Here is a 25,275-nt window from a genome sequence, read left to right on the forward strand (position 1 = left end):
CCCTTTCCATCAGATACCATGCTAGGGCAGTTCGTTCAGCGACAGCCAATAGAGGCCGAGATGACTTACCGTCTGGGCAAACTCGACAAAATCCACCGGTTTGCGCACGTAACTGTTTGCACCCAGAGTGTAGGCACTGATCAGGTCCTGTTCCTCTTTCGACGACGTAAGAACCACCACCGGAACGAGCCTGGTCATTGAATGCGCGCGAATTCTGCGCAGGACTTCCAGGCCATCGACCCTGGGCAGTTTCAGATCCAGCAGCACAACGGCGGGCAGTGACGCCGCGTCACAGCCTTGCGGCTGATCGGGGGGGAAGAGGTACTCCAGAGCCTCGACACCGTCCCTGGCAACCACGATCGGGTTGCGAATTTCACTTTTCCTGAACGCCCGCAGCGCCAGTGCCTCGTCATCAGGATTATCCTCAACCAGCAGTATCGGATTCCGAGTCATGCCCCATGCCCCTCGCCATTAGGCAGTGTAAAATAAAAAGTCGCACCCTCACCCACGGCAGCCTGGGCCCAGATACGCCCGGCATGGCGGTGAATGATGCGCTGCACTGTTGCCAGCCCGATACCGGTTCCGGGGTACTCCTGTTCATGGTGCAGACGCTGGAAAGCGCCAAAGAGTTTATCCGCGTACGCCATATCGAACCCGGCACCGTTATCCCGCACATAATAGCAAGTCTCGCCGTTAAGCAAGTCCAGGCCAAACTCGATCTTCGCAACCTGGCACTTGCCGGAATATTTCCAGGCATTGTTCATCAGGTTTTCCAGTACTGCACGTATCAGATGCGGGTCGGCCTGAACAATGGCAGCGGGAGCGATCACCAGCTCAACCTTGCGGTCAGGATCGCTGCCCCGTATGTCCGCCATCACGGATTCGGCCAGAGCGCTGATATCAAGGGAGCTGCGATTCAAGCCGGCTCGGCTGATGCGCGACAATGAGAGCAAGGCGTCGATCAGGGTACCCATTCGCTGGGCGGCAGCTCGCACCCTTGCCAGATAATCACTGCCGACATCCCCCAACTGATCGCCATAGTCTTCCATCAGCGCCTGACTGAAACCGTCGATAGCACGCAGCGGGGCACGCAGATCATGCGACACCGAATAGCTGAAGGCTTCGAGCTCCTTGTTGGCAGCCTCCAGTTCCTCGGTACGGCGATGCAGCTCCTGCTCGTGCTCGTACATGTCGATAAACAGTTTTACCTTGTTGAGCAACACTTCCGGCTTGAATGGCTTGACGATATAGCTGAAGGCCCCCTTCTCATAGCCATGGAAGATATTGATATGCTCGGTATAAATGGCCGATATAAATATAAAGGGCATCTTGGCCGTTTTTTCTTCCTGACGCAGCAGCTCAGCCAATTCGTAGCCATCCATTTCGGGCATCTGGATGTCCAGCAGCGCCAGCGCGAAATCGTGATGCAGCGTCAGCCTCAAGGCTTCGTTGCCACTGGCCGCGCGATACAGTTCGACCGGCAGATGCCGCAGCAGGCGCTCAAGCACCAGCAGATTTTCAGGTTTGTCATCCACCATCAGGATCTTCGGTCTTGTCAGCAGTAGCGTACTATCATGCATCACTTTCTTACCCATATTCTCATGAGAGACATCAAGCGCTCGATATCCACCGGTTTCGATATATAGTCATTGGCACCGGCGTCGATACATTTCTGGCGATCTTCCTTCATCGCCTTGGCGGTCAGGGCGAGGATCGGCAACTCCCGGAATTCCCTGCGCTGGCGAATCCGCTGCATGCATTCGTAGCCGTCCATCTCCGGCATCATGATGTCCATCAGCACAAAATCCATGTTCGGATACGCATCCAGTATTTTCAGCGCGGCACAGCCGTTCTCCGCCTTGTGGATGTCCATGCCTCTTTCCTTGAGCACCTTGCCAAGAGCGAACACGTTACGCATGTCATCGTCGACCAGCAAAACCTGCTTGCCCTGCAGCAGTTCCTCCTTGTCATACAAACGGGTGATCATATCCTTTTTGGATGCCGGCAGATCCTTGACTGTCCGGTGAAGGAAAAGCGCCGTTTCGTCGAGTAACCGCTCTTCGCTTTTTACGCCTTTAACAATGATTGTCTCGGTGTACTGTTGCAGCTCGTCGTTTTCCTGCGGTGTCAGTTCCTTGCCGGTATACACAATGATGGGTGGCATCTTGTCGCCGCTTTTCTTTTTCATGGCCTGTATCAGCTCGAAACCACTGATATCCGGCAAGCCTACATCGAGCACGATGCAATCAATGGCGTTATCGTCATATATTCTCAGTGCCTCCTGGGCCGTAGCGGCGCCAATGCACTGTACGTCGCCATTACCGATAAGTTGCATAATGGCCTTGCGCATTGCTTCGTTATCCTCAACGATCAGCAGGTTTTTCATTTTACGGTTAATAAAACCCTCAATGCGCTCGAAAACCTCATCGAGCTGCGCCTTGGTGACCGGTTTGGTCAGGTAGTCAACTGCGCCGTACCTGATCAGGTCCAGCGACTTTTCATTCGCTGACACGATATGAACGGGGATATGCCGCACAGCCGGATCGTTCTTTAACTCCTTGAGCACCATGTGTCCATTGATACCCGGCAGCTCCAGATCCAGAATGATCGCCTGCGGCAGATATTCAGCCGCAAGGCGAAGCCCGTCCTCACCCGTTGCCGCACTGATGTACTTGAGACCCTTTTGCATGGCCTGTGCGGCCAGTACCCGCGCAAAATCAGCATCATCTTCGATGATCAATACAACCGGCTCCTTCTCCCGGAGATCGTCACGCTGATCAGCAATGCCGGGGTAATTCAAAAACCGGCTTTGACCGGGGTCCACCGCAACCTTTTCCGCCATGCGCTGCGGTGGCTGCGGTTTCCCAGCGGGCGAAGAGCCGGAAATTTCCAACGGCAACTCCAAAGTAAAGCGTGAACCTTCGCCCAGGGTACTGTTCATCGTCACACTGCCGCCGAGCAATTTGGCCAATTCACGGCAAATGGACAGTCCCAGTCCGGTGCCCCCATATTTCCTTGCAGTGCCACCCTCTGCCTGAACGAAGGCTTCAAAAATTGTATCCTGCTTGTCTTCTGCAACACCGATGCCGGTATCAGTCACGGTAATGGAGAGGGTCTCATTCGAATGCCGCTGAAAACTGATCTCAACACCGCCATCATCGGAAAACTTCAGTGCGTTCGAAATGAGATTATTAAGTATCTGTTCCAACCGGTGGCGATCGGTACGAATGGCGCCGGGCAGTGATGGGTCAACCGACACGTCCAGTGTCAAGTTCTTCTCCTGCGCCAGACGCCGGAAATTACGCTTCAGGTCGTCGGCAAAACCAGCAAGGTCGAGGCGGGTAACATTCACCTCAAGCCGCCCAGCCTCAACCTTGGAAAGGTCGAGAACATCGTTAATCAGAAGCAACAGATCCTGCCCGCTCTTGCTGATCACCTGGGCGCTTTCTACCTGTTCATCGTCAAGGTTGCCCTGGGCATTCGCGGCCAGGTCATTTGCCAGTATCAACAGGCTATTCAATGGTGTGCGCAACTCATGACTCATGTTGGCAAGGAATTCACTCTTGTATTTACTGCTGATCTCCAACTGCCGGGCTTTTAGCTGCATGTTTTCGCTGGCGTTTTCCAGTTCCCTATTTTTTTCCACAATAAGCTGTGTCTGCTCTTCCAGCTCTTCGTTGGCGGTTTGCAGCTCCTCTTGCTGCTCGCCAAGCTGCTGGGCTTGCTCTTCCAGCTCTTCGTTGGTTTGCTCAAGTTCTTCCTGCTGCTGCTGCAACTCCTCGCTTTGCTGCTGCGTTTCTTCAAGCAGCTGCTTGATTTTCAGATGGGCGACGGCAGAGTGGAGTGATATGGCAATCGTCTTCATGCTGGATTGAACAAATGCCTGCTCCAGCTCGCTGAATGGCTCAAACTTGCCCAGTTCCAGAACCCCCAGGGTACTGTCTTCGAAAGAAAACGGGCACAGGTACAGGTACCCTGGCGCAGCATCGATGACCGATGACCTTACGCGTATGCAGTCTTCACCGATATCAGAGACGGCCACCGGTGTTTCCCCTGCGGCGACCTGGCCAACCAGCCCTTCGCCCATGCTGAAACAACGGGCCCTATCTCGGCCTGCAAAGGCATACCCCCCCATCAGCGACAGCCGCTTCTGCGCTTCATCCGCCAAGTACAGGGAGCCAACAGCGGCACCGGTATAGGACGCCATAAATGCCACAATACTTGTCGCCAGCTGCTCAAGACTCTTGTCGCCACGCATGGCGACGTTAAGGTCGTTTTGCCCGCTGGTAAGCCAGTTAAACCGTTCAGATTCCTGCGTCTTGGCCCTGAGCGAGTCGCGCATATTGACAAGCGCTACCCCGAGGGCCTCCAGCTCCGAAGAGCCATTGACGTTCACATCAACATCCAGCATGCCGTTGCCGATATGCTCCGCCACGTCGACTGCCTGGGCTACGGGACGGGTAATGGAGCGAATAATGAAAATGGATAGCAGGACACTGACCAATAACCCGATACCCAGCAACGCCCGTTCAAAGTTAGTCAGAAAGTTTATTTGGCTGGATATAAGGTTGAAATCAGTCCGCAAAAGCGACCGCTGGTCATCGACCATTTCACTCAGGACAATATTCACCTGTTCCCCAAGCGGCAGGACTTTACTGCCCAGTAGTGCTATTGCCTGCTGTCTGTCGGTGGCTGCGAGTGCATCCACCTGGTTCTCGTAAAATTCCAGTTCATCCAGCAGAGCTTTCAGGTTGTCCAGCCGGGCGACATTGTCAGCATTCGTCCAGTTGCGTGACAGGGATTCAAACCGGCTGAGCGGCGCCCTGATATTATTCACCCATACCTGCCGACGCTGCTCCCTGAATTGCTCCTCTCCCACTATAAGCCACCCCTGCAACGCCGCGAGAGAAGAGCCCGTACCCTGTTCGATTTCCAACCCGGCCTTGGCTGTTGGCTCCCGCACCTCGATGAGACGCCCGGCGATCTGGTGTAATACGCCAACCTGCCAGATGGTAAGCACCACGGCGGCAGCCAGCACCAACACCATCAGGGTGTAACCAAGACCGATTTTCTGGGCCAGCGTTCTGATTTTCATATTATTCCTCGGGTCCGTTGCATTGCACTCAGCCGTATAAGCAGCGCACGAATCTCATCGATGGTAAGCACGTAGTCCGGATCGGCGATTCGAATGGCAGCCCGAGGCATGGCGCCCGACGCCGCGGTTTCAGGGTCCTGTACGATGGTCAGCCCGCCCCTTTCCTTGATCGCTTTAAGCCCCCTGGCACCATCCGAATTGGCGCCCGTCATAACGATCCCGATCAGGCCGGCTCCGCAGCTTTGCGCCGCGGTCTCGAACAAAACATCAATGGAGGGCCTGGCATAGTTAACGCTTTCATCCAGTGTCAGGGTACAGCTGCGATTCTCTTCAAGCAGCAAATGGTAATTGGCGGGGGCCAGGTACACCCTGCCCGGCACTATGACTTCTTTTTCATCGGCTTCCTTTATCTCGAGTGCGCACTGTGCGTTCAGCATTGAGACCCAGCTGCCATCAGATCGAGGGGATATGTGCTGAACAATGAGTATTGCGAACGACAGGTTTCCAGGCAGCTCCGTCAACAGCGCCTTGAGCGCCTGCATGCCGCCAGAAGATGTCCCTATAACCACCACTTCAAACTTTCGCCACTTATCCATAGCGATAATTCTTTCTATATATTTTCTGAAACCTGTCCAAATCAGAGTAACTATTACTATAGTTCGAAAAACGTATGGACTCTTTTCTTCCGAGACAAAGCACGCCCCCTTTAACTAAGGATCCGCTAAAAACGCCGTGCACCTTATTTTGTAACTCTGTATTGAAGTAGATAAGGACATTCCTACAAACAATCATGTGCGTTTCGGCAAAATCACTGTCGGTGACCAGATTGTGATTTGCCCAAACTATATTTTTCTTTAGTGAAGGATCCATAATGGCTGAGTCGTACTGCGCATGATAATAATCGGAGAAATTCGATTTAGCGCCCGATCGCTGGTAGTTCCAGGCATAATTCCTCATGCGTTCTGCAGGATAAATCCCTGCCTTGGCCTTATCGATTACAGCCTGGTTAAAATCAGTGGCGTAAATCCGAACACGATCATACAACCCTTCTTCTTTCAGCAAGATGGCCATCGAGTATACTTCCTCACCGGTACTGCAACCTGCATGCCAAATCTTGACATACGACCAGGTTTTCAGCAGAGGAACAACTTTTTCGCGTATGGCACTGTAGAAGGCTGGGTCCCGGAACATTTCGGTAACGTTGATGCTCAGGTCTTGCAACAGGCAGGCTGCAAAGCGACTGTCAGCCAACACCTTATCCTGCAGAAAAGCTATGCTATCGAGCTCGGAGAGCCGAAGCCGCTGAAGCACCCTTCGCTTTATGTGGGCTCTGGAGTAGCCACGAAAATCATAGCCATAACGGCCATATATGGCACTCAATAAAGCATCCAGATCCGGGTCAGTTAGTTCCATTATCGTTTGCAACATCCATGTCATTGAGCGAAATCAGCACCGGGGCGGGCGCCAATCTTCCACCCGAAAAGTTAACATTATGAGCAGCTTAGACCATCACAGTAAAAAGAATCAATCGTGCTGGGTTGCCTACCGGGGAAATCGAAATGCCGTGGTGATTCTGGCTGCCCGTACCACCGGGTTAGATATGACCTGTCGCACAAACCATCTGGGATGTACAGAAACCCACAGCAGATAAACGGAGTTTAAATCAGTAAAGTCAGCAAGAATATCCAGGAGGATACCGCGTTATTACAGCTATCTTCACCTGTGACCGCTGCTCTGTGCGTTATCCAAGTACCCTCGAACAGCGCTGTCGGACTGATAAGGCATGGCCCGCGCCATGCCCGGCTTTTCCCGTCACCTGGGGCTTGCGGCAGGTTTTGGGTAAAGGCCATATGCGGGTGGATAGAAATCTGCAGGTTTAACGGCCACAGAAAGACCTTTCGGCGCCTTCGCACAAGCGGCGCCGAGGAACGAAGGTACGCTAGTCACCAAAGGCGGCCTGCAGCAATGCCTGTTCGGTATCCGTATCCAGTTCGCCACTCTGGGTCAGGCCAAAGCGCTGCTGGAACTGCACCAGCCCCGAGCGGGTTCTGCGCCCACGCACCCCGTCAACCGGCCCCGGGTTGAACCCCAGAAACAGCAGCGACGCCTGGGCCGTACGCAAGCCTAGATCAGGCAACGCCACCCTGAAACGGGCGTGAGCGGCGGCCAGGCGGGTATCGTAGTCATTCTTGCGAAACGCCGGGCCATTGTAGCCCCGTGCAAAGGCTTCCCAATCCGCACTTTGCATAGCGCCCGCCAGATTATTGCCCTTGATAAAGTTCGCCATGGCCAGCATCTGGCTATTTTCATCCGCCACCATGGCGGCGATCATGCTATCAATACCGTCGAAGCCCGCCACCTGGTAGTTAAAGCCCATCACCTGGCCGATACCCCAGGAGGCACTTTGCAGTGCCGCCACCTGGTCCAGCTTCATGGCGACATCAAGCCGGTCGTACTCCGCCGCCCCACCGACATAGCCGCCGGGCGATGTACTGCTGATGCCCGCATCCACCGAATCATGCACACCGTCGGTCAGCCGGTGGAATATATGACGCTCGAACAGGATACGCGGCTTGCGATTGTCGAGAAACCCAAAGCCCCGTGTTTCGACACTGAGTACCGCCCAGACCTGTGCGGCTTCCACACCCAGCGTATCGCAGATCTGCTCCATGCCGGCGTCACTGAGCGGACGCCCCTTGCTTTGAAAGTTCATGCCAAGCTCCCTTTTGATGTTGCCTCCAGTCGATACCGCACCCGGGCGGCTGCGGTATCCATCAGACTACAGACAAAATCTAGGTCGCTTTGACCCGCCGGGCCACTGTTCAAACAAACGTTTGGCTATAAGGCCTGCGTATATGAGTATATCCACCGCGTATCAGTCAGCGAGTCCCGCGCCCAGCTGACGCGTCAGATCCCCTGCCGGCATCGCTCTGCAACCGGAGGCATTCTGGCCACACCACAGCGGTGTGAAATCACCACTGCCCTGCTTTTCGGCTGCCGCCCGCAAAGGTCCGATCCCGGTGGTCGCCAGTGGAAAAGCCGGTACCGCATCACTCAGCGGCCCCAGTTCGCGGAGCAACCGGTTGACAATGCCCCGCGCAGGCCGGCCGGTGAACAGGTTGGTCAATGCGGTATGATGCGCCGCCGGGCTTTGCAGGGCGGCACGGTGCAGATGGCTGATCAGGCTTTCAGGGCACAGCAGATAGGCCGTACCGAGCTGGGCCCCAACAGCCCCCAGCGCCAGGGCGGCGCGAATACCTGCGCCATCGGCAATACCGCCGGCGGCCACCACCGGGATCGAAACGGCCTGCACCACCTGGGGCAGCAACGCGAAGGTGCCGCTCTGGCGCGTCAGGTCCGGCGACAGGAAATGCCCGCGGTGCCCGCCCGCCTCGAGCCCCTGGGCAATCAGGATATCCACGCCCCTGGACTCCAGCCAGATCGCCTCTTCGACCGTGGTCGCCGAGCACATGACACGGGATCCCCACCCCTTCACTCTGGCCAGCAGCGCCTCAGAAGGCAGGCCAAAATGAAAGCTGACCACGGCGGGTCTGAAGGGCTCCAGTACATCCGCCATTGCCTCACTGAAGGGCGCACGACCGACACCCGGTGGAATGGCCGTCATATCCAGGCCGAACTCCCGGTAAAAGGGTGCCAGTGCCTGGCGCCAGCCCGCCTCCCGGGCCTCATCGACCTCGGGCGCTGTATGGCAAAAGAAATTGACGTTAAACGGCTGCCTTGTGACGGCGCAGAGCGCTTCGAGTTCCGCCTGCAGCGATTCGGCACTCAGCATGGCGCAGGGCAGTGACCCCAGCCCGCCGGCGTTGCATACCGCCGCCGCCAGAGCATGGCCCTGGGCACCCGCCATCGGCGCTTGAATGATGGGCAAGGTGATGCCCAGAAGCTGTTGCAGTGTCATGAAATCCGTCCCTGTAGTCTGGCTGTAACAGGCCTCATTCTGCACCGCCCGCCCGTACAGGGACAACCGGACAGAGTGCGAACGCCTGCCTTAACATGGAATTGCCACGCCGGAGCCCTTGATGCAACCCCGCTGTCACGCCCGTTGCCAGGCGCCACGACTGCTCCAGGCGCTGGCTGCCGAACTGGCTCCTGCGCTAATACCCTAACCGACCTCGAACGAGGTCACGCCATAAATGCGCTGCAGCGGCAGCACCGGTGCCTCCCCGGTATACATCCGGGCGGTTTCGAACGCGACGGTCATGTCATGGCGTTGCGCCAGCATCACCGCAGCCGGGTTCACTTCTGGCGTGTCCAGGTACAGCGTATCCCCTGCTCCAAGCCGGGACTTGAGCGCCACAAACAGTGTCTCGGCCAGTTCCGGCCCGTCGGCGAACAGCGGGCCTACCTTGTAGCCACTGAGGCAGGGCCGCATAACAGCGTAGCCGGCAAGCACACCATCTTGCAGGATGCCAAGTGCCTGGCAGCCCGGCTGCTGTACCCAGTGATGGATAAAGCGGCGGCGGTCGTCGGGAAAGAACGCCCGGTCATAGCCCTCGAGTACACCCGGCGGCAAGGTCGCCAGCTCCACCAGGGTCGCGGTATCCGTATCAGCGCTCGTGAGGCCCGGCGTTGCACCACCGCTGCCCGCGTAACGGATATTGCGGTAAGCCAGGGTGAAACCACTGCGCCGATAGTTGTCCTGCTGATCCACCACACCATCCAGGCCTACAGTGCGGCCTTGCAGGTATTTGAGACCGGCATTCCAGATCCGGATACCGTAGCCCTGCCCCCGGTATTCGGGGCGGACCATATAAAAACCCAGGAACCCGAAACTGTCGCCATAGCGGATAACCGAGGTGCAGGCGACAGGCTCGGCCCCCCGCAACCCCACCAGAAAACCGTTCGGGTCGGCCGCGTAATAGCTATCGGCATCCTGCAGGCCGGGATTCCAGCCCTCACGGGCGGCCCAGTCGATGGCAAGGCTGACCTCGCTACGGGTCATGGTACGAATGCTGTAGTCAGGCTTCTGCATGGGCGCCTCCGGGATTCAGGTCGGTACTGATCGCCAGCAACCGATTCTTGCCCTGAGGATGGCCCAGATAGTCTGACTGCGCCATCGTTATTGGACAGGAGACAGCCGCTGTAAATGGACCTGCGTCATGCACGCACTGCCGAGGATGGAAAAGCTGCAGAGGATGCGGCCGCAATCAGCCGCCCAGGGGCGTCGAACACGGTCGGCGTGGGGGTCGCTGCCCTGGCGGGTGAAAAAGAGCGCGGCAAGCCGCGCTAAAAACCTGAGAGTGAGAGCACTCGCTCAGGGGGTTGGCTGGCCCAGGGAGAACCAGTCGATCACAGCGCAGCGGGCAAGGCCGAGACCCCGGCCCGCTGCGGTATCACTGCTGGATTTAGAAGAAACCCAGTGGGTTGACGTCGTAGCTCACCAGCATGTTCTTGGTCTGCTGGTAGTGATCCAGCATCATCTTGTGGTTTTCACGGCCCACACCGGACTTCTTGTAACCCCCGAAGGCGGCATGTGCCGGGTACTGGTGGTAGCAGTTGGTCCAGACACGGCCCGCTTCAATACCACGGCCCATGCGGTAGGAACGGTTCATGTCGCGGGTCCACAGGCCTGCCCCCAGACCGAACTCGGTATCGTTGGCAATCGCCAGGGCTTGCGCTTCGTCCTTGAAGGTGGTCACGGAGATCACCGGCCCGAAGATTTCCTCCTGGAACACCCGCATGTTGTTGCTGCCCTTGAGGATGGTCGGCTGGATGTAGTAGCCGGTGTTGAAATCCCCTTCCAGCTTCTCGGCACCGCCACCGATCAGCACCTCTGCGCCTTCCTCGCGACCGATATCGAAGTAGCTCATGATCTTGTCGTACTGCTGCTGCGAGGCCTGGGCGCCGACCATGGTGTCGGTATCCAGCGGATTGCCGCGCTTGATCTGCTTGATGCGATCGATCACCAGGGCGATAAAGTCATCGTAAATGCTCTCCTGTACCAGCAGCCGTGACGGGCATGTGCACACCTCGCCCTGGTTGAAGAACGCCAGCACCGTGCCTTCCACCGCCTTGCTGAGGAAGCTGTCTTCATGCTGCATCACGTCTTCGAAGTAGATGTTCGGCGACTTGCCGCCCAGCTCCACGGTGGACGGAATGATGTTGTCGGCGGCGCATTTCAGAATGTGCGCGCCCACCGGGGTGGAGCCGGTGAAGGCGATCTTGGCGATACGGGTACTGGTGGCCAGGGCCTGGCCGGCTTCGCTGCCAAAACCGTTGACGATGTTCAGCACGCCGGCGGGCAGCAGGTCACAAATCAGCTCGGCCAGCACCAGGATGGACACCGGGGTCTGCTCGGCGGGTTTGAGCACCACGCAGTTACCGGCGGCCAGCGCCGGGGCCAGTTTCCAGGCGGCCATCAGCAGCGGGAAGTTCCAGGGGATGATCTGACCGACCACACCCAGCGGTTCGTGAAAGTGATAAGCGACGGTGTTCTCGTCGATCTCGCCAATGGAACCTTCCTGGGCGCGGATGCAGCCTGCAAAGTAGCGGAAGTGATCCACCATCAGCGGCACGTCGGCGGCGAGGGTCTCACGCACCGCCTTGCCGTTGTCCCAGGTTTCGGCCACGGCCAGGGTTTCGAGGTTCGCTTCCAGGCGGTCAGCGATTTTCAGCAGCAGGTTGGAGCGCTCGGTGACCGAGGTCTTGCCCCAGGCCGCCTTGGCGGCATGGGCGGCATCCAGCGCCAGTTCAACGTCTTCGGCGGTGGAGCGCGGAATCTCGCAGAACGGCTGGCCGTTGACCGGCGACACATTTTTGAAGTACTCGCCCTTGACCGGAGCGACCCATTCGCCGCCAATAAAGTTGCCGTAACGGGGTTTGAATGTAACAACGGAGCCTTCGCTTCCTGGCTGTGCGTAGATCATTGTTGATGCCTCTTGTTGTTATCGCTGCGACGACCGTTTTATCCCGGCGCCCCAAGCTGTTCGACTACAACTGCATGGTAGCGATGAGACCGCCAGCCCCGGAATGCTCCCTTGGCATCGAAAACCCCGTTGCGACCTAGTACTTTTGGCCCTGTATTTCCGCCCCCAGGCGCTCGCGACGCGCCAGCCAGCCGGGCAGTACCCCCGCCACCAGGGCCCCGCCCACGATCAGCAGGCTGGCGAGCAGCAACGCAAGGCTTGGTTCGGCAAAACCGCTGATGACCAGCAACAGCGTGGACACCAGCGGCGCGCCATAGGCCAGCACACCAAGCAGGCGCAGGTCACCGTGCTTCACCCCGTAATCCCAGGTAAAGAAGGCAATGCCGACAGGCCCCAGGCCCAGCCCGACAACCGCGCTCCACTGCATGAATCCCTCTGGCCAGACGGTCACTTCCCACAGCAGGTGACAGACCAGCCCCAGCAGCGCCGTGGCGCCGCAGAACCAGCCCACCGCAGCGGTGGGTACACCGGCCACCAGCCGACTGGCTACCGAGTAGCCAGACCAGATCAGCGCACAGCCCAGCGCCAGCACATAGCCCTGCCAGTACTGCGCCTCAAAGCCGCTGTCGCCACTGCCCAGCAACAGCCAGCAGCCCAGCAGTGCCGCCAGGGCACCGGCCAGGTGCAGCGGATGCAGCTTGTGCCCTGGCAGCAGGGCCGAGAACAGCACGATAAGCAGCGGCCACAGGTAGGCCAGCAGCCCCACCTCAACGGCCGGGGCCAGTGCCATGGCCTGGAAATAACAGAAATGAAAGCCGAACAAACCGCCCACCCCCAGCAGCCAGGCGCGCACAGGCTGACGCAGCACGTTCAGCATGGAGGGTCCGAACAGGCCGCCCTTGCACATCATCAGCAGCCAGGCGATAGCAAAGGTCATGGCCAGCATCTGGAACGGCGGTACCCGGTTGCCGCCCAGCTGGGTGAACAGCGCCAGCAGGCCCCACAGAAACACCGAAATGGCGCCGATCGCCGTCGCCCTGGACTGATGACTGAAGCTGTTTCGCTGCGCGCTCGAAGAACTCGACATGATGCTGGCCTGCAGGCTGAAAAACACCAGCATAACGAACCGCCAGGGCAGCGACTTTGCCGTTCAGGCGAAGAAGTTTGCCGAACCGGCGGGTTGTCCGGATATGGCGGTGGCGGCTCAGGCGTCGCTGTGATGGGTGGCACCGCGAAAATAGCGCGGTGACTTGCCGAAGTGGCGCCGGAAACGGTCACTGAACGCGGCCAGGCTGCTATAGCCCACCCGCTCGGCGATGCGCTGGATGCTCAGTTCGCCGGCTTCGAGCAGCGCCCAGGCGGTCTGCATGCGCCGCTCCAGCAGATACTGCTGTGGCGTCATGGCAAGAGTCTGGCGAAACAGCGCCGAAAGCTGGCGCGGGCTGATATGGGCAGCAGCGGCCACCTGCCCCAGCGTTACCGGCTGTTCAAGATGTTCATCCATCCAGACCTGGGCCGCACGCAAGCGCCGATCCAGCGCAGCCGCAGCCCCGTGGCGCTCGTTCAGCAATTCGATCAGCAACAGCAGCATCTGGCGCCGCATCACCGCACTGCCGCCCTGTTCCAGCTCGGTTTGCAAAAAACGGATATAACGCCCGAGGCTGTCATCCAGCGTGACAAAGGCGGGCAGGCGCTGCAGCAATGGCGCCAGCGCCACCGGAATGTCGGCTACTATAAAGCGGTTATCGACGGCTCCGGCAAAGGCATGGTCTTCGCCAGCACCGATGACCGCCGCCTGGCGGCCGTCAACGAGGCCTTCACGCGAGCCGATCTGCATCTGCAGTGCGCCGCTTACCGGCAGCACCAGCTGATGGTAGTCGTGCGCGTGCCGCCGGGTTTCCCGGTCGTAGCTGCGCAGATCGAGGATGAAGGATGCAGGATTCATGGGCCGATCATAGCACCGCGACCGCCGCTTGAGCAGAGCCCTGCGGCGCAGGGAAACTGCCGCCAGAGGAACCCCTGATGGGAAAACCAGGCACGTTGCCACGCCCGCTTCGCAAGCATATCGAGCTGCTCGATGAACAGCTCGGACAGGGACCCGCCGCCAGTACCGGCGATGTGGTGGTGTTCAACCTGCGGCTGTATTTGCACCGGGGCGATGAAGTGCGCCTGGGCGTGCAGCTGAACTGCGCACAATTGTCGAACCTGCGGGCACTGGGCCTGATGCGCAGCACGGATGACGGCCCCATGCTAGATCACCAGGTGCATCTGGGCCGGCGCCAGTGTATCGCCGGCATTGAGCAGAGCCTGATCGGCATGCAGGCCGGCGGTTACCGACAGGTGCGTATTGCGCCTCACCTGGCCTATGGCGAGCGCGGAATGGGAAAACAGGGATCCCCCGGCCATATTCCGGCCAATGCCCTGTTACACGCGCAGATCTGGCTACGTCGTATCGTATCGCGCTGATTCATGCATGCAGGCCTGTCCATGGCGCTCGAATTTAACGCCCGTAAGTGCTACAAAGGCCTCCTTCAGGCCTGATGATGCCGGGCGCCTGCTGTTCACATTGACTCAACTATGCGAGACCCCCGTGTATACACAACTGCTTGCCACCCTGGGCGTGATCCTGGGCTACTTTGTCGTCTTTGGCCTTGTTCGCAAACTCATACGCTCACTGGGCCAGGTCAAGCGGGTGCCGGCCCAGCGCGTGATTTACATCAACAAGTACTTTAACGGCCTGTGCATTTTCACCACCCTGGTACTGGTCTCGCTGATCTGGAGCGTCGACTACAGCAACCTGATGCTGTTCGCCTCGTCCATCTTCGCCATCGTCGGCGTGGCCCTGTTTGCCCAGTGGTCGATCCTGAGCAATGTCACCTCCAGCATCATTATCTTTTTCGCCTTTCCCGCCCGTATCGGCCACCGCATCCGCATTCTGGATGACGAGGAAACCATCATCGGCGAGATTGTCGAGATCACCTTTTTCCAGGTGCTGCTGCGCGGGGAAAAGGGTGAAACCATCGCCTACCCCAACAACCTGTTGCTGCAAAAACCGGTGATCCTTCTGAGTAACGGGAACAGCAATGACAGCCCCAAATCACGGATAGAGCCCTTCAAGCTGCCCTGATGGGTTGTGATTGGGGGCCTCAGCTTTCAAGGTAAAGAGCCTTGGATATCTTCATTGCACGAGCAAAGAAAGTAGGTCGCCAGCAAGACGGAGTCGCGTGCTTGAACTCAGTTAAAAACGATCGACGTTGTCTTGTCATAGAAAACCTCATATGCGGTGGTGACTGTACCACCTAAATCGGTGTCCGGAATCATTGAACCACTACAGGATACCTGCCGGTCACGTGGCGCTAAACCTGGAGCGTAGCGACGTGCCCAACACCCGAGATGGATGGGCACACCAATCCTCCCAGGGTGTTAATTTGTGAGGTCTCCGTCTGTAGACGTAAAGTCACGTGTCTATTTTATGTCGGCAATCCTGGAATCGGAAAAATACGACAGTAGCGCCTGATGCTCACTGCCAACGGCCACAAGGGTGACACCTTTAACAAACCAGTCCGCTGCATGTGTCATGTCCGATGCAAATACCATCGAGACAACATTCCCCGCGTTGCAAGCGTCCAAAACTCTTTGTGTGGCCTCTACGACGGCTGGGTGATTAACGTCAAAAACCTCCATCGCGACAGATAAATCCGCCCTACCCACAAAGCATGCATCTACTCCTGAGGTCGACACGATATCGTCGATATTCTGAACACCTTCGCTATCTTCAATCTGAAGCACCACAACGGTTTCCTTAGCAATTTTAACAAGGCGCTCAATAGGAATCGTACCGTAGCCGCCGGCACGGTTGGTGCCTGCAAAACCGCGGCCGTTAGCGCCATATTCTGTCGCGCGAACGATCGCTTGCGCCTGAGCCATAGTTTTCACTTGAGGAATAACAATACCATCAGCACCCATATCCAAAACTTGTAAAATTCGTGCGGCATCACCTTCGACTAGCCGCACCAGAATGGGAAGATTAACGGCTTTGGCCGCTAGGATGCAGCGATCAACATCTGCATGAGTGAACGGCGAATGTTCGGTATCAAGAATCACAAAATCAAGCCCGCTACGGCCTAAGACTTCAATTAAACTGTAGTGGCCTGTCTTCAAAAATGTACCAACGAGTTTCTCGGCAGCGTGAATCCGTGATTTCAGCATTTCATAGTCCTAGTGAAGCATTAACCTTGATGAATCAGAAAATCCGAGTATAACCGTGAAAGATCGACAGAACTGGTTCGCAACGGATTCAGATAAGTATCTACCATCGATCCTACATCCATGCGCCCCGCATATTGAGAAATAATCAGCGCCAATTTTATTCTGCCCTTAGGGTCCCTAATACCAACTGAAAGTGAAATCAGTCCCGACTCTAACTCCTCAACAGAGGTAGCATAGCCTTGTTCATTGATTTGTCCGCATTCTTTAATCATTGCGTCAGCCGAGACAATAGTCTGACGTGTCAGTTTTTTTGGCTTATGCTGGTCGTACCATTCTCTAATCGCCCCGTCGGATTTTTGTGCCAACAATAGTTTTCCACCTGATGAAGCATGCGCTGAAAGGCGGTCACCAAGGCTAAGTTGTGATGCGTATATTCGCCGCGACGGATCACGGCATAGGAACATCACCTCAGGGCCGTTCAAGGTTACAATTGAACAAGGGCAATCGATTCTCTCTGAGAGCTCCTGTATTTTCTCCGCAAGGATACTTAAAATACTGTTTCCCGTTAAAAAAACCCGTGATATCGACAAACATCTAGATGTCAGCCGATAACCCAAGTCCGTTTTGTCGAGATAACCGCTGGCCTGAAGCGTTAAAACCAACCGCCTAGCTGAAGCCCGGCTGGTCTTTAGACGATCAGCCACGCTTTGAAAGCTGATATGTTGCACTCCCTCAGCGAACATTTCTAGAACTGCGATACCTTTGGCGAGGGTCAACGAATAATCCTTTTCATTGCCGCAGAATTGACGTTCCTCCGGATTAAGCAAATCCCCGGACACAGAAAGGACGGTTTGTAATTTTTTATCGTCTAACTGCATGTCGCTTTTTCCTTAAAAAATCTTTGGTTCGGGCACGGCAGCGCCTGCTGCTGTCTGCAGGAAGTCAAAATCGCAGCCGTCATGTGCTTGCGAAACATGGGTAGAGTACATCTTGCCGAAACCACGACCAAAAGGCTCCTCCCGTGGTATCCAAGACGCGCGTCGATCTTCCAGTTCGGAGTCAGAAACTTGCATATTGATGCTACGCTCACGGATATTCACACGGATAATATCGCCTGTGCGAAGCAATGCAAGCGGCCCGCCAATATGGGCCTCAGGCGAAATATGCAGGACGCAAGCACCATAGCTTGTCCCGCTCATCCGTGCATCGGAGATACGCAGCATATCACGAACTCCCGCACGTAGCAGTTTTTGTGGGATCGGCAGCATACCCCACTCCGGCATGCCCGGTCCGCCTACCGGACCGGCATTGCGAAGAACCAAAATGCTGTCCTCAGTCACATCCAAATCTTCGTCATCAATACACTCCTTTAGCTCCTCATAGGAGTCGAAAACCAGGGCAGGACCTGTGTGATCCAAGAACTTTGCACTGCACGCCGACGGTTTGATGACGCAGCCATGGGGCGCAAGGTTGCCCCGAAGAACAGCCAATGCACCTTCTTCGTAAATCGGGTTATCGATGGACCGAATCACGTCTTCATTGAATACACGCGCATTGGAGATATCTTCGGACAACGGACGGCCCGTGACAGAGATCATACTTAAATCTAGATGAGACTCTATTTGTTTCATCAGGGCAGGCAGCCCGCCTGCATAATAGAAATCCTCCATCAAATATGTTTCACCACTGGGGCGAACATTGGCAACCACAGGAACTTTACGACTGGCAGCGTCGAAATCATCCAAAGTGATGCTGACTCCCGCACGCCGTGCCATCGCAATCACATGGATAATTGCATTGGTTGAACACCCCATTGCCATCGCAACTGCAATCGCATTCTGGAAAGAGGCAAGCTGTAAAATTTGAGTAGGCAACAGATCCTCCCATACCATATCGACTATGCGGCGACCGACTGCTTTACTCATCGTAATGTGATTAGAATCTGCGGCAGGGATAGAGGACGCCCCTGGCAATGTCATGCCAAGCGCATCGGCAATTGCGGTCATGGTCGACGCCGTACCCATCGTCATACAATGGCCATAGCTACGCGCTATACCTCGTTCGACACCCTCCCAATCGGCTCGTGTGATATTGCCCGCGCGCAATTCATCCCAATATTTCCAGCTATCCGATCCAGAACCAAGAGTTTTACCCTGCCAGTTGCCCCGCAGCATTGGTCCGGCAGGCAAATAGATCGATGGTACGTTCATACTGACCGCGCCCATCAACAGAGCTGGCGTGGTCTTGTCACAACCACCCATCAGAACCGCGCCATCAATCGGATGGGAGCGAATTAATTCTTCGACCTCCATCGCCAGCATATTTCGGTACATCATCGCAGAGGGTTTGACGAATTGTTCAGCCAAAGAGATGGCTGGCAATTCCAGCGGAAAACCACCCGATTGTAGAATTCCAGTTTTGACAAACTCTACTCGGTTACGAAAGTGAGCATGACACGGGTTAATATCCGACCATGTGTTTATAATCGCGATGATCGGACGACCTTCCCAGTCTATAGGGTCATAACCCATCTGCATCATTCGCGATCGATGACCGAAAGTCCTCAGCCCTTTATCACCGAACCAACGGTTTGAACGAAGTTTTGCTACATCCTTGGACATGGTGTTAACCTCTTATACTTAAAGGGATCCTGAGAACATGAACATCAGGCAAACCACTGTGGCAGTTAAGACATAACCTGCCAGGTCCGCAAGAATACTGGCCGTCCTGCCAAGAAGTTCGTCGCTCGACATTTTCTCGTTTTGCTCATGGTTCATCTGGATAGTACCTCGGGTAAAAACAATGCGAGCTGAGGGAAGAACAATACCAGCAACAAACCAGCGAACTGCATCAACACAAACGGCCAAACAGACGAGAAAATTTCTTGCAATGATATGTCCGGAGGCGCTACGCTTTTTAGAAAAAAGCATGCCGGACCAAAGGGCGGTGACAGGTAATATATCTGAATGTTCATTGCGAACAACACACCAAACCAGATCGGGTCATAACCGAGAGAGACCACCACAGGTGCAAATATAGGCACCGTGATAAACACAATTGCAATCCATTCCATGAAAGTGCCCAGCAGGAATACAATCCCCATCATTAACAGAATGATCAGGATAGGGTGCCATCCTAGCCCTGCCAGTATACCATGTAAAAATTTACTGCCGCCGATGATATTGTAAATTCCGACAAGGCTTACCGCACCAAGCACCAGCCAAATAACCGACCCAACGGTCAGCACAGTCTGACGGAAGGTGTCACGAATCATTCCATAGTTTAGCCGGCCTCGCAGCAACGCCACAAGTATAGCAGCGCAAGCCCCAATCGCAGCGGCTTCGGTAACAGATGCCATACCTGAATAGATCGTACCCATCACGCTTGTTATAACGAAAATCGGTGCAATCAAGTCTTTTAGCGCCTTAAGCTTTTGGACCTTAACCGCTCCCTCTAATAACACTGGAACCGGGGCCATAGCAGGGTTAATCCGACAGCGGGTATAGATGTAGCCGATATAAATCGTAGCCAGCAACAGCCCCGGGACCGTACCGCCCAAGAAAAGATCAGAGATAGATACATTCGCGGTCACGCCATAAACGATCATAACAATACTTGGCGGGATCAAGGTGGCCAAAGCGCCTGACGCGCAGATAATCCCGATGGACAACTTGCGATCATAACCTAAGCGCAGCATTTGCGGTAAAGCGACCATCCCGAGCATCACAATCTCGCCTCCCATTATCCCGCTCATAGCGGCAAGAAACACGGCAACCACGCATGTTTGAATGCCAAGTGATCCAGGAAATCGGCCGCCAAGTGTGGACATTGCATCAAACAGGCTTTCAGCAATACCTGATCGTTCCAATATTCCAGCCATGAAAACAAATAATGGAACAGCCACAAGTGAATAGTTTTCCAACACGTGGTAAACATTACTGGATATCAATAACAGACCAGGAGGTCCGAAGTAAATTAACGACGTGACCACTGACACCAGCAGGGTTGCAATACCCAGCGGCGTCCCAACAACAATTAGCGCAAGAAGTGCGATGATAATCAACGCTGTTACAAGTGCGATACTCATACTTTCACCTCGGGCACATCCGGTTGTGCGATGGTTCTTCCCATAATGGCAAAACACAAGTTTGCGCAGGTTTGCAATACGCCCAGGCAAGCGGCAACGAACAAGATCGGTTTAAGAATGGCGGGCATCGGCGGGTTAAACGCACTGCCCGTGCGTTCCACTCGGGTTAAAGCTTCCCATGCTGGTTCGGCTGTTGCGATAGCCAATGCAGCAAAGGCAACGACCGTCAACATCAATGTCAGAACGTCTAGCCAGTGTTTCTTTCGATTTGGCACGAAATCGCGTAAAAAAGTAATCGCAATATGGCGGCTTTGCTGTCCGACAAATCCTACAGAAAGTGCCCAGGCTACTGCGCAAAGCGTCAATGTTACCTCGAATGCCCAGTCTGACGGCGCATTAAAAAAGTAACGCATGACAACTTCGTAAACTGCTATCAACAAGGACGCCAGATATAGCGGTGCGCAAGCATAGCCTATACAGATACTAAGTCTAGAGATGAACATGGTGAAAATCATGATCTTCCTTGAACCGAGAGAAATGCCGAGAAAGGATAGCCTTTCCCGGCTTTAGGTTATTTATCAGAATAAAGTCCGATCTGACGCAGATAGTCTATTTGCGCCGTATAAACTATCTTCGCATCTTCGGATTGACCAGCCGCGCGCTCCCAAGCCTTCTTGGCCGCAATACGGAACGCCTGACGATCCGCCGCGGACCAGTCGATCACCTTAAAACCCTCGCGCTCGGCCAGCTCTTGCGCGGTTTTTTTGTCTTCCAAATCGGCGGCCCGACGAATGTCGTCATAGGCCGCGTTATACCAGATTTCGAGAATGGCTTGCTCTTGTGCGGTCAGCGCGTTCCACTTCGCCTTGTTCACCGAAAAACTGTGAACGGCTTGAGAGTGGATGCCTGGATAGATCGGGTACTTTGCTATCTTATGTAAGCCCAATGCTTCGTTATTAACCAATGCACTGGCATCGGCTGCGTCAACCAAACCGGTTTCAAGTGCCGTGTAAACTTCACTGAACGGTAAACTCACGGGCGTGGCACCAACTTCACGGAACACTTCAGCGGCCAAGCCTTCGGGCGCGCGAATTTTCTTGCCAGCCAGATCGGCCAGAGTCTCGATGGGTGTCGCCACAACCAAGGCTTCACGTGCATAGGGGCCACAGCCGATGACCTTCATCTTTTCGCCAAAATGGTGATCATAGAGCTGTTGTAAAACTTCGCGACCACCACCGTTACGACAAAAGGTTTGTCCTTGATCAGGGGAGTCGTACGCGGCAATTAGGTCACCAAACAAGGCAAAAGCGGGGTCATGGCCGGCAAAGTAGTTCGGAGCGGTCATCTGGCCGTCCAAAATACCTGCACCCACCGCTTTCGGGGTTTCACGGTGTGGGACAACCGCACCGGTCGGAAGCAATTCTATAGTCAAAGAACCGCCGCTCATCTGTTCCAGTTTCGGTAACCAGACGTCCTGAAGGCGGCTCATGACAAAGTCACCTGAATTTTGGGCAGTCTGAATACGCAGCATTGTCTCCGCCGCGACTGGGCCCGCTAAGGTTAGACTTAGAACGCTGAGAGCTAAGGATTTTAATTTCATTATTATATTTCCTCCATGACTTGTGATCGGGGTACTTCCCCTAGGGCCAAACTCTACTCGTCCAAAATCTTTGAGTCAAAAATTTTCGCACATACGTTCGATTATCGTACAAGATGTAATTTCGGCTCCTACTCAGGTCCGTATTCGTGGACTATTTATACAAGTCGGTACCTGCAACGATAGTTATGCTTTCGCCTTTTCGATGCATGTAACAAGTGTTAGCCTGGATATTGCGTCAGGTGCCGTGATGATCGCGCAGCTAATTGGTTTCACCGGGATTTTTCTGGTCGAACGTGGTACCGGGGAGTACGGCTGAGTGGAAAAGAATATCCTGTAAAATCAAGGAGCAAGTGAGGTGGTTCGGCATTCCGACGCGAGCGATTTGGCGCAGTATCCGGGTTAGGACCAATATAGAGAAGAGATTTGGTTACCTCGCGGGTATCGTCCAGTACCCCTGATTTCTGTAGCGTCGTAATCGTGAATGCCAATAATTCCGGACCGGATTGCAAGACCTCATGCTGCCCGACCGGTTCGCATTGCAGGGGTACGGCTAATCCTTTGGAAAATTGCACTGTGGTGGCAAGCCGTTACAGCGTTTTTTCCTGATCCTTCTCCATGATAGTTGCAAGACTAATACCCGCCACGTTAACGGCCAGATGAATGACCATCAGAATTTCGAGCACAGACTTCAATCTGTGTCGACTCTTGCCCTGCCCCGTTCTCGATAACTACAGCACAGAAGGCAGAAGAGCCGGCCGTGTGTCTTGTAAATTTCATCGCAAAAATGCTTTTGCGAAACGACATACCTCGAAGCTGGCTTATAACGATTACGAGGATGTTGTTGGATATCTTGCTCATAGAAATTCATGAATATTGACATGATCGAAGCTGGACAGGAAAGTTTAACCCAAGCACCCCAAGAAGTATTTAAAGGTTGATAAATATGTGAATTTTTCTGTAACCGTCTTGCGAACCTATCTTTAGTACTTCGAACGGTTACTGCCAAATGGCAGAACTCCTTGGATTTGAGGGGGTGGATGGAAATTGACGAAGATGTCGGCCAAGACATGGTGTAGGCTCAGGGACCGAAAACGCTTCCAATTGACCGCCGTCCAGTTTACGCCAAAGGCGGGCGTAACCAGGACAGCGGCTACACGAAGCAGTTGCCCTATTAATAATTTTTGGTGCGTTTAAATACTGTTTCCGGTTGCGTATTCAGGTCGTCTGAAGGCTTGATTTGCTTAACTTGGGTAGATTGGATCGGCTCCATGCTCTTCCACAGTTTTTCCTTGTCTATTTTCACCCGCCAATCGAAAAAGGGGCCGGATATTATCCGGCCCCTTCTTTAATTACGGCCTTGCCAGGCCGCAGAGTTAGCCCGAATATTGCACCAAGTTGCTCGCGCCCTCGTGTGCTGCTTGATTCCACAGGAAATTCTCCCTCACTCGGCCGCACTCCCGGGTACGCCGCTCGATCTGAAAATTCCCCGTGAAATCAATCAGCTACACGATCATCACGGCACCTGATGCAATATCCGGCTTAACGCGCGGCGACTTCAGCGGATTTTGGCAGCTTGAAGGTCCAGACGGTGCCACCCTGGTTCAGGTGTTTCACGCGCTTGGCCACTTCGCCGCCCCACAGCGGTACGGCGCCACCCCAGCCGGACACCACGGAGACATACTGCTCGCCATCCTGTTCCCAGGTAATGGGCGTGCCGACGATGCCGGAACCGGTATTGAACTTGTATTTCTCCTCGCCGGTCCTGGCATCGAATGCCAGCAGGTAGCCTTCGGGGTTACCCGTGAACACCAGGCCACCCTTGGTCGTCATGACGCCCCCCCAGAGCGGTGCGTAGTTCTTGTAACGCCAGACTTCCTTGCCGGTTTTCGGGTCCATCGCCCGCAGCACGCCGATGTAGTCGTCGTTCAGGGCACTGATGGTGAAGCCTGCCCCCAGGTAGGCGGCACCCTTCTTGTAGGCGGTGGCCTCGTTCCAGATATCCATGGCCCATTCGTTGGACGGTACGTAGAACAGGCCGGTATCCTGGCTGAAGGCCATGGGCATCCAGTTCTTGCCCCCCAGGAAGGACGGAGCCGAGAACACGGACTTGCCCTTCTCGCCTTCGGTTTGCGCCGGGTTGCCCGGACGCCCCTCCGGGTTCAGGATCGGACGTCCCTTGTCATCCAGGCCGGTGGCCCAGGTCATCTTGTCGACAAAGGGGAAACCCCGGATGAAGTCGCCGTTTTCGCGGTTCAGCACATAGAAGAAGCCATTACGGTCAGCCGTGGCCGCGGCCTTCACGGTCTTGCCGCCGTCCTCGTAGTCAAACGCGATCAGCTCGTTGACGCCGTCAAAGTCCCAGCCATCGTGGGGCGTGGTCTGGAAGTGCCAGACGATCTTGCCGCTATCCGGGTCGATCGCCAGACGGGACGAGGAAAAGAGGTTGTCACCGGGACGCATGTGGGAGTTCCAGGGCGCCGGGTTGCCGGTACCGAAGAACATCAGGTTGGTATCGGCGTCGTAGGTACCGCCGAGCCAGGTCGCGGCACCACCGCTCTTCCACATGTCACCCGGCCAGGTACGACCGGCTTCACCACCGGAAATGCCGGCTTCAACCTTCTTGCCGTCCTTCCAGATGTAGCCCATGTGGCCTTCCACCGTCGGCCGCGTCCAGAGGATATCGCCGGTCTTGGCGTCATAGGCTTCCACCTTGCCGACCACGCCAAACTCGCCACCGGAAACACCGGTGATGACCTTGCCATTGACGACGATGGGGGCTGCAGTCAGGGAATAGCCGGCCTTGTAATCATCCACCGTTTTCTTCCACACCACCTTGCCGCTGTCCTTGTCCAGGGCCACAAGCTTGGCGTCCAGGGTGCCGAAGATCACCAGGTCACCGTAGAGGGCGACGCCGCGGTTGATCACGTCGCAGCACGGCATGATGCCGTCCGGCAGGCGGGCATCGTACTGCCACAGTTCGTCGCCGCTGGCGACATCAATGGCAAAGACGCGGGAGTAGGATGCCGTTACGTACATGACGCCATCCTTCACCATGGGCTGGGATTCCTGCCCACGCTGTTTTTCGCCGCCAAAGGAGAAGGCCCATACCGGACGCAGCTCCTTGACGGTATCGGCATTGAGTTTGGTCAGCGGGCTGTAGCGCTGCCCGCGCAGACCCATGCCGTAACTGACGACGTCCTCGGTTGTCGCCTGGTCATTCTGAATATCCTGATCGGTGACCCCGGCCTGGGCTATTCCGGTCATCGACATCGCGGCTACCAGGGTGGTAACGGCAAAGCCTTGGATGCAGCCAAATCTCTTCATCACAGTCTCCTCGCGGATTTCATTCTTATTAGAGCTGCGGGACGCGCTCCCGAACCTGACATGAATTCTTGAA

21 protein-coding genes are annotated in these 25,275 nt (G+C 55.5%); 3 read left to right on the plus strand and 18 right to left on the minus strand.

What is annotated here, in order from left to right; genetic code table 11:
* Positions 1-21 precede the first annotated feature (21 nt).
* The 10 genes from KDW95_RS07080 to yddG form a co-directional block, all read right to left on the minus strand.
* The gene (locus tag KDW95_RS07080; protein ID WP_255855582.1) at positions 22-453 is read right to left on the minus strand and encodes a response regulator; all 432 of its coding nucleotides are present in this window, start codon (positions 451-453) and stop codon (positions 22-24) included.
* A complete protein-coding gene (locus tag KDW95_RS07085) occupies positions 450-1,580 on the minus strand; it encodes a sensor histidine kinase (protein ID WP_255855583.1) in 1,131 nt (376 codons plus the stop codon). Before KDW95_RS07085 ends, KDW95_RS07080 begins: the two co-directional genes overlap by 4 nt.
* Positions 1,580-5,095, minus strand: coding sequence for a response regulator (locus KDW95_RS07090; RefSeq protein ID WP_255855584.1), 3,516 nt, complete (start codon positions 5,093-5,095; stop codon positions 1,580-1,582). The genes KDW95_RS07085 and KDW95_RS07090 overlap by 1 nt, the downstream gene beginning before the upstream one ends.
* On the minus strand, positions 5,092-5,637 hold the full coding sequence (locus KDW95_RS07095) for a chemotaxis protein CheB (RefSeq protein ID WP_255855585.1): 546 nt from the start codon (positions 5,635-5,637) through the stop codon (positions 5,092-5,094). The genes KDW95_RS07090 and KDW95_RS07095 overlap by 4 nt, the downstream gene beginning before the upstream one ends.
* 46 nt (positions 5,638-5,683) lie before the next feature.
* On the minus strand, positions 5,684-6,508 hold the full coding sequence (locus tag KDW95_RS07100; RefSeq protein WP_255855586.1) for a CheR family methyltransferase: 825 nt from the start codon (positions 6,506-6,508) through the stop codon (positions 5,684-5,686).
* 526 nt (positions 6,509-7,034) lie between these two features.
* Positions 7,035-7,808 carry an N-acetylmuramidase domain-containing protein gene (locus tag KDW95_RS07105; protein WP_255855587.1) on the minus strand — a complete coding sequence of 258 codons (774 nt, stop codon included), beginning with the start codon at positions 7,806-7,808 and terminating at the stop codon, positions 7,035-7,037.
* Positions 7,809-7,970: 162 nt separating this feature from the next.
* Positions 7,971-9,014: an NAD(P)H-dependent flavin oxidoreductase gene (locus KDW95_RS07110; RefSeq protein WP_255855588.1), complete on the minus strand. Its 1,044-nt coding sequence runs from the start codon at positions 9,012-9,014 to the stop codon at positions 7,971-7,973.
* Between the two features lie 204 nt (positions 9,015-9,218).
* A complete protein-coding gene (locus KDW95_RS07115) occupies positions 9,219-10,088 on the minus strand; it encodes a GNAT family N-acetyltransferase (RefSeq protein ID WP_255855589.1) in 870 nt (289 codons plus the stop codon).
* 373 nt (positions 10,089-10,461) lie between these two features.
* Positions 10,462-11,982: an acetaldehyde dehydrogenase ExaC gene (gene exaC, locus KDW95_RS07120; protein ID WP_255855590.1), complete on the minus strand. Its 1,521-nt coding sequence runs from the start codon at positions 11,980-11,982 to the stop codon at positions 10,462-10,464.
* Positions 11,983-12,118: 136 nt separating this feature from the next.
* Entirely contained in the window at positions 12,119-13,069 is a 951-nt protein-coding gene (gene yddG, locus KDW95_RS07125) for an aromatic amino acid exporter YddG (RefSeq protein ID WP_255855591.1), read from the minus strand.
* Here yddG and KDW95_RS07130 point away from each other — a divergent pair.
* The gene (locus KDW95_RS07130) at positions 13,068-13,202 is read left to right on the plus strand and encodes a hypothetical protein (RefSeq protein ID WP_255855592.1); all 135 of its coding nucleotides are present in this window, start codon (positions 13,068-13,070) and stop codon (positions 13,200-13,202) included. The two genes, yddG and KDW95_RS07130, sit on opposite strands and share 2 nt — an antisense overlap.
* Here KDW95_RS07130 and KDW95_RS07135 read toward each other — a convergent pair.
* Positions 13,187-13,927: an AraC family transcriptional regulator gene (locus KDW95_RS07135; RefSeq protein ID WP_255855593.1), complete on the minus strand. Its 741-nt coding sequence runs from the start codon at positions 13,925-13,927 to the stop codon at positions 13,187-13,189. The two genes, KDW95_RS07130 and KDW95_RS07135, sit on opposite strands and share 16 nt — an antisense overlap.
* Positions 13,928-14,004: 77 nt before the next feature.
* On the opposite strand from KDW95_RS07135, the gene KDW95_RS07140 reads away from it, so the two are divergent.
* Positions 14,005-14,448 (plus strand): FKBP-type peptidyl-prolyl cis-trans isomerase, encoded by a 444-nt coding sequence (locus KDW95_RS07140; RefSeq protein WP_255855594.1) that lies wholly within the window; start codon positions 14,005-14,007, stop codon positions 14,446-14,448.
* Positions 14,449-14,572: 124 nt separating this feature from the next.
* Positions 14,573-15,109, plus strand: coding sequence for a mechanosensitive ion channel domain-containing protein (locus KDW95_RS07145; protein WP_255855595.1), 537 nt, complete (start codon positions 14,573-14,575; stop codon positions 15,107-15,109).
* A 338-nt stretch (positions 15,110-15,447) separates the two neighbouring features.
* Here the strand turns inward: KDW95_RS07145 and KDW95_RS07150 are convergent, their stop codons facing one another.
* The 7 genes from KDW95_RS07150 to KDW95_RS07180 form a co-directional block, all read right to left on the minus strand.
* Complete coding sequence (locus KDW95_RS07150; protein ID WP_255855596.1) at positions 15,448-16,191, minus strand: HpcH/HpaI aldolase family protein; 744 nt, start codon at positions 16,189-16,191, stop codon at positions 15,448-15,450.
* A gap of 20 nt (positions 16,192-16,211) precedes the next feature.
* On the minus strand, positions 16,212-17,069 hold the full coding sequence (locus KDW95_RS07155; protein ID WP_255855597.1) for an IclR family transcriptional regulator domain-containing protein: 858 nt from the start codon (positions 17,067-17,069) through the stop codon (positions 16,212-16,214).
* 12 nt (positions 17,070-17,081) lie between these two features.
* Positions 17,082-18,812 carry an L-arabinonate dehydratase gene (araD, locus tag KDW95_RS07160; RefSeq protein WP_255855598.1) on the minus strand — a complete coding sequence of 577 codons (1,731 nt, stop codon included), beginning with the start codon at positions 18,810-18,812 and terminating at the stop codon, positions 17,082-17,084.
* A 152-nt stretch (positions 18,813-18,964) separates the two neighbouring features.
* On the minus strand, positions 18,965-20,278 hold the full coding sequence (locus KDW95_RS07165) for a TRAP transporter large permease (protein WP_255855599.1): 1,314 nt from the start codon (positions 20,276-20,278) through the stop codon (positions 18,965-18,967).
* A complete protein-coding gene (locus tag KDW95_RS07170; RefSeq protein WP_255855600.1) occupies positions 20,275-20,793 on the minus strand; it encodes a TRAP transporter small permease subunit in 519 nt (172 codons plus the stop codon). The genes KDW95_RS07165 and KDW95_RS07170 overlap by 4 nt, the downstream gene beginning before the upstream one ends.
* 56 nt (positions 20,794-20,849) lie before the next feature.
* Positions 20,850-21,878, minus strand: a complete 1,029-nt coding sequence (locus KDW95_RS07175; RefSeq protein WP_255855601.1) for a TRAP transporter substrate-binding protein — start codon at positions 21,876-21,878, stop codon at positions 20,850-20,852.
* 1,539 nt (positions 21,879-23,417) lie between these two features.
* Positions 23,418-25,202 carry a PQQ-dependent methanol/ethanol family dehydrogenase gene (locus KDW95_RS07180; protein WP_255855602.1) on the minus strand — a complete coding sequence of 595 codons (1,785 nt, stop codon included), beginning with the start codon at positions 25,200-25,202 and terminating at the stop codon, positions 23,418-23,420.
* Between the last annotated feature and the right edge of the window lie 73 nt (positions 25,203-25,275).

Origin of the sequence: Marinobacterium rhizophilum (genome assembly GCF_024397915.1) — a bacterium.
Lineage (GTDB): Bacteria > Pseudomonadota > Gammaproteobacteria > Pseudomonadales > Balneatricaceae > Marinobacterium_A > Marinobacterium_A rhizophilum_A.

Excerpts from the sequence above, each read along its gene's own strand:
- KDW95_RS07115 (WP_255855589.1), bottom strand. The coding sequence starts at position 10,088 with ATGCAGAAGCCTGACTACAGCATTCGTACCATGACCCGTAGCGAGGTC.
- KDW95_RS07180 (WP_255855602.1), bottom strand. The coding sequence starts at position 25,202 with ATGAAGAGATTTGGCTGCATCCAAGGCTTTGCCGTTACCACCCTGGTA.
- KDW95_RS07170 (WP_255855600.1), bottom strand. The coding sequence starts at position 20,793 with ATGATTTTCACCATGTTCATCTCTAGACTTAGTATCTGTATAGGCTAT.
- araD (WP_255855598.1), bottom strand. The coding sequence starts at position 18,812 with ATGTCCAAGGATGTAGCAAAACTTCGTTCAAACCGTTGGTTCGGTGAT.
- KDW95_RS07105 (WP_255855587.1), bottom strand. The coding sequence starts at position 7,808 with ATGAACTTTCAAAGCAAGGGGCGTCCGCTCAGTGACGCCGGCATGGAG.
- KDW95_RS07130 (WP_255855592.1), top strand. The coding sequence starts at position 13,068 with ATGATGCTGGCCTGCAGGCTGAAAAACACCAGCATAACGAACCGCCAG.
- KDW95_RS07165 (WP_255855599.1), bottom strand. The coding sequence starts at position 20,278 with ATGAGTATCGCACTTGTAACAGCGTTGATTATCATCGCACTTCTTGCG.
- KDW95_RS07150 (WP_255855596.1), bottom strand. The coding sequence starts at position 16,191 with ATGCTGAAATCACGGATTCACGCTGCCGAGAAACTCGTTGGTACATTT.
- exaC (WP_255855590.1), bottom strand. The coding sequence starts at position 11,982 with ATGATCTACGCACAGCCAGGAAGCGAAGGCTCCGTTGTTACATTCAAA.
- KDW95_RS07175 (WP_255855601.1), bottom strand. The coding sequence starts at position 21,878 with ATGAAATTAAAATCCTTAGCTCTCAGCGTTCTAAGTCTAACCTTAGCG.
- KDW95_RS07095 (WP_255855585.1), bottom strand. The coding sequence starts at position 5,637 with ATGCAGGCGCTCAAGGCGCTGTTGACGGAGCTGCCTGGAAACCTGTCG.
- KDW95_RS07090 (WP_255855584.1), bottom strand. The coding sequence starts at position 5,095 with ATGAAAATCAGAACGCTGGCCCAGAAAATCGGTCTTGGTTACACCCTG.
- KDW95_RS07135 (WP_255855593.1), bottom strand. The coding sequence starts at position 13,927 with ATGAATCCTGCATCCTTCATCCTCGATCTGCGCAGCTACGACCGGGAA.
- KDW95_RS07110 (WP_255855588.1), bottom strand. The coding sequence starts at position 9,014 with ATGACACTGCAACAGCTTCTGGGCATCACCTTGCCCATCATTCAAGCG.
- KDW95_RS07140 (WP_255855594.1), top strand. The coding sequence starts at position 14,005 with ATGGGAAAACCAGGCACGTTGCCACGCCCGCTTCGCAAGCATATCGAG.
- yddG (WP_255855591.1), bottom strand. The coding sequence starts at position 13,069 with ATGTCGAGTTCTTCGAGCGCGCAGCGAAACAGCTTCAGTCATCAGTCC.
- KDW95_RS07085 (WP_255855583.1), bottom strand. The coding sequence starts at position 1,580 with ATGCATGATAGTACGCTACTGCTGACAAGACCGAAGATCCTGATGGTG.
- KDW95_RS07080 (WP_255855582.1), bottom strand. The coding sequence starts at position 453 with ATGACTCGGAATCCGATACTGCTGGTTGAGGATAATCCTGATGACGAG.
- KDW95_RS07155 (WP_255855597.1), bottom strand. The coding sequence starts at position 17,069 with ATGCAGTTAGACGATAAAAAATTACAAACCGTCCTTTCTGTGTCCGGG.
- KDW95_RS07100 (WP_255855586.1), bottom strand. The coding sequence starts at position 6,508 with ATGGAACTAACTGACCCGGATCTGGATGCTTTATTGAGTGCCATATAT.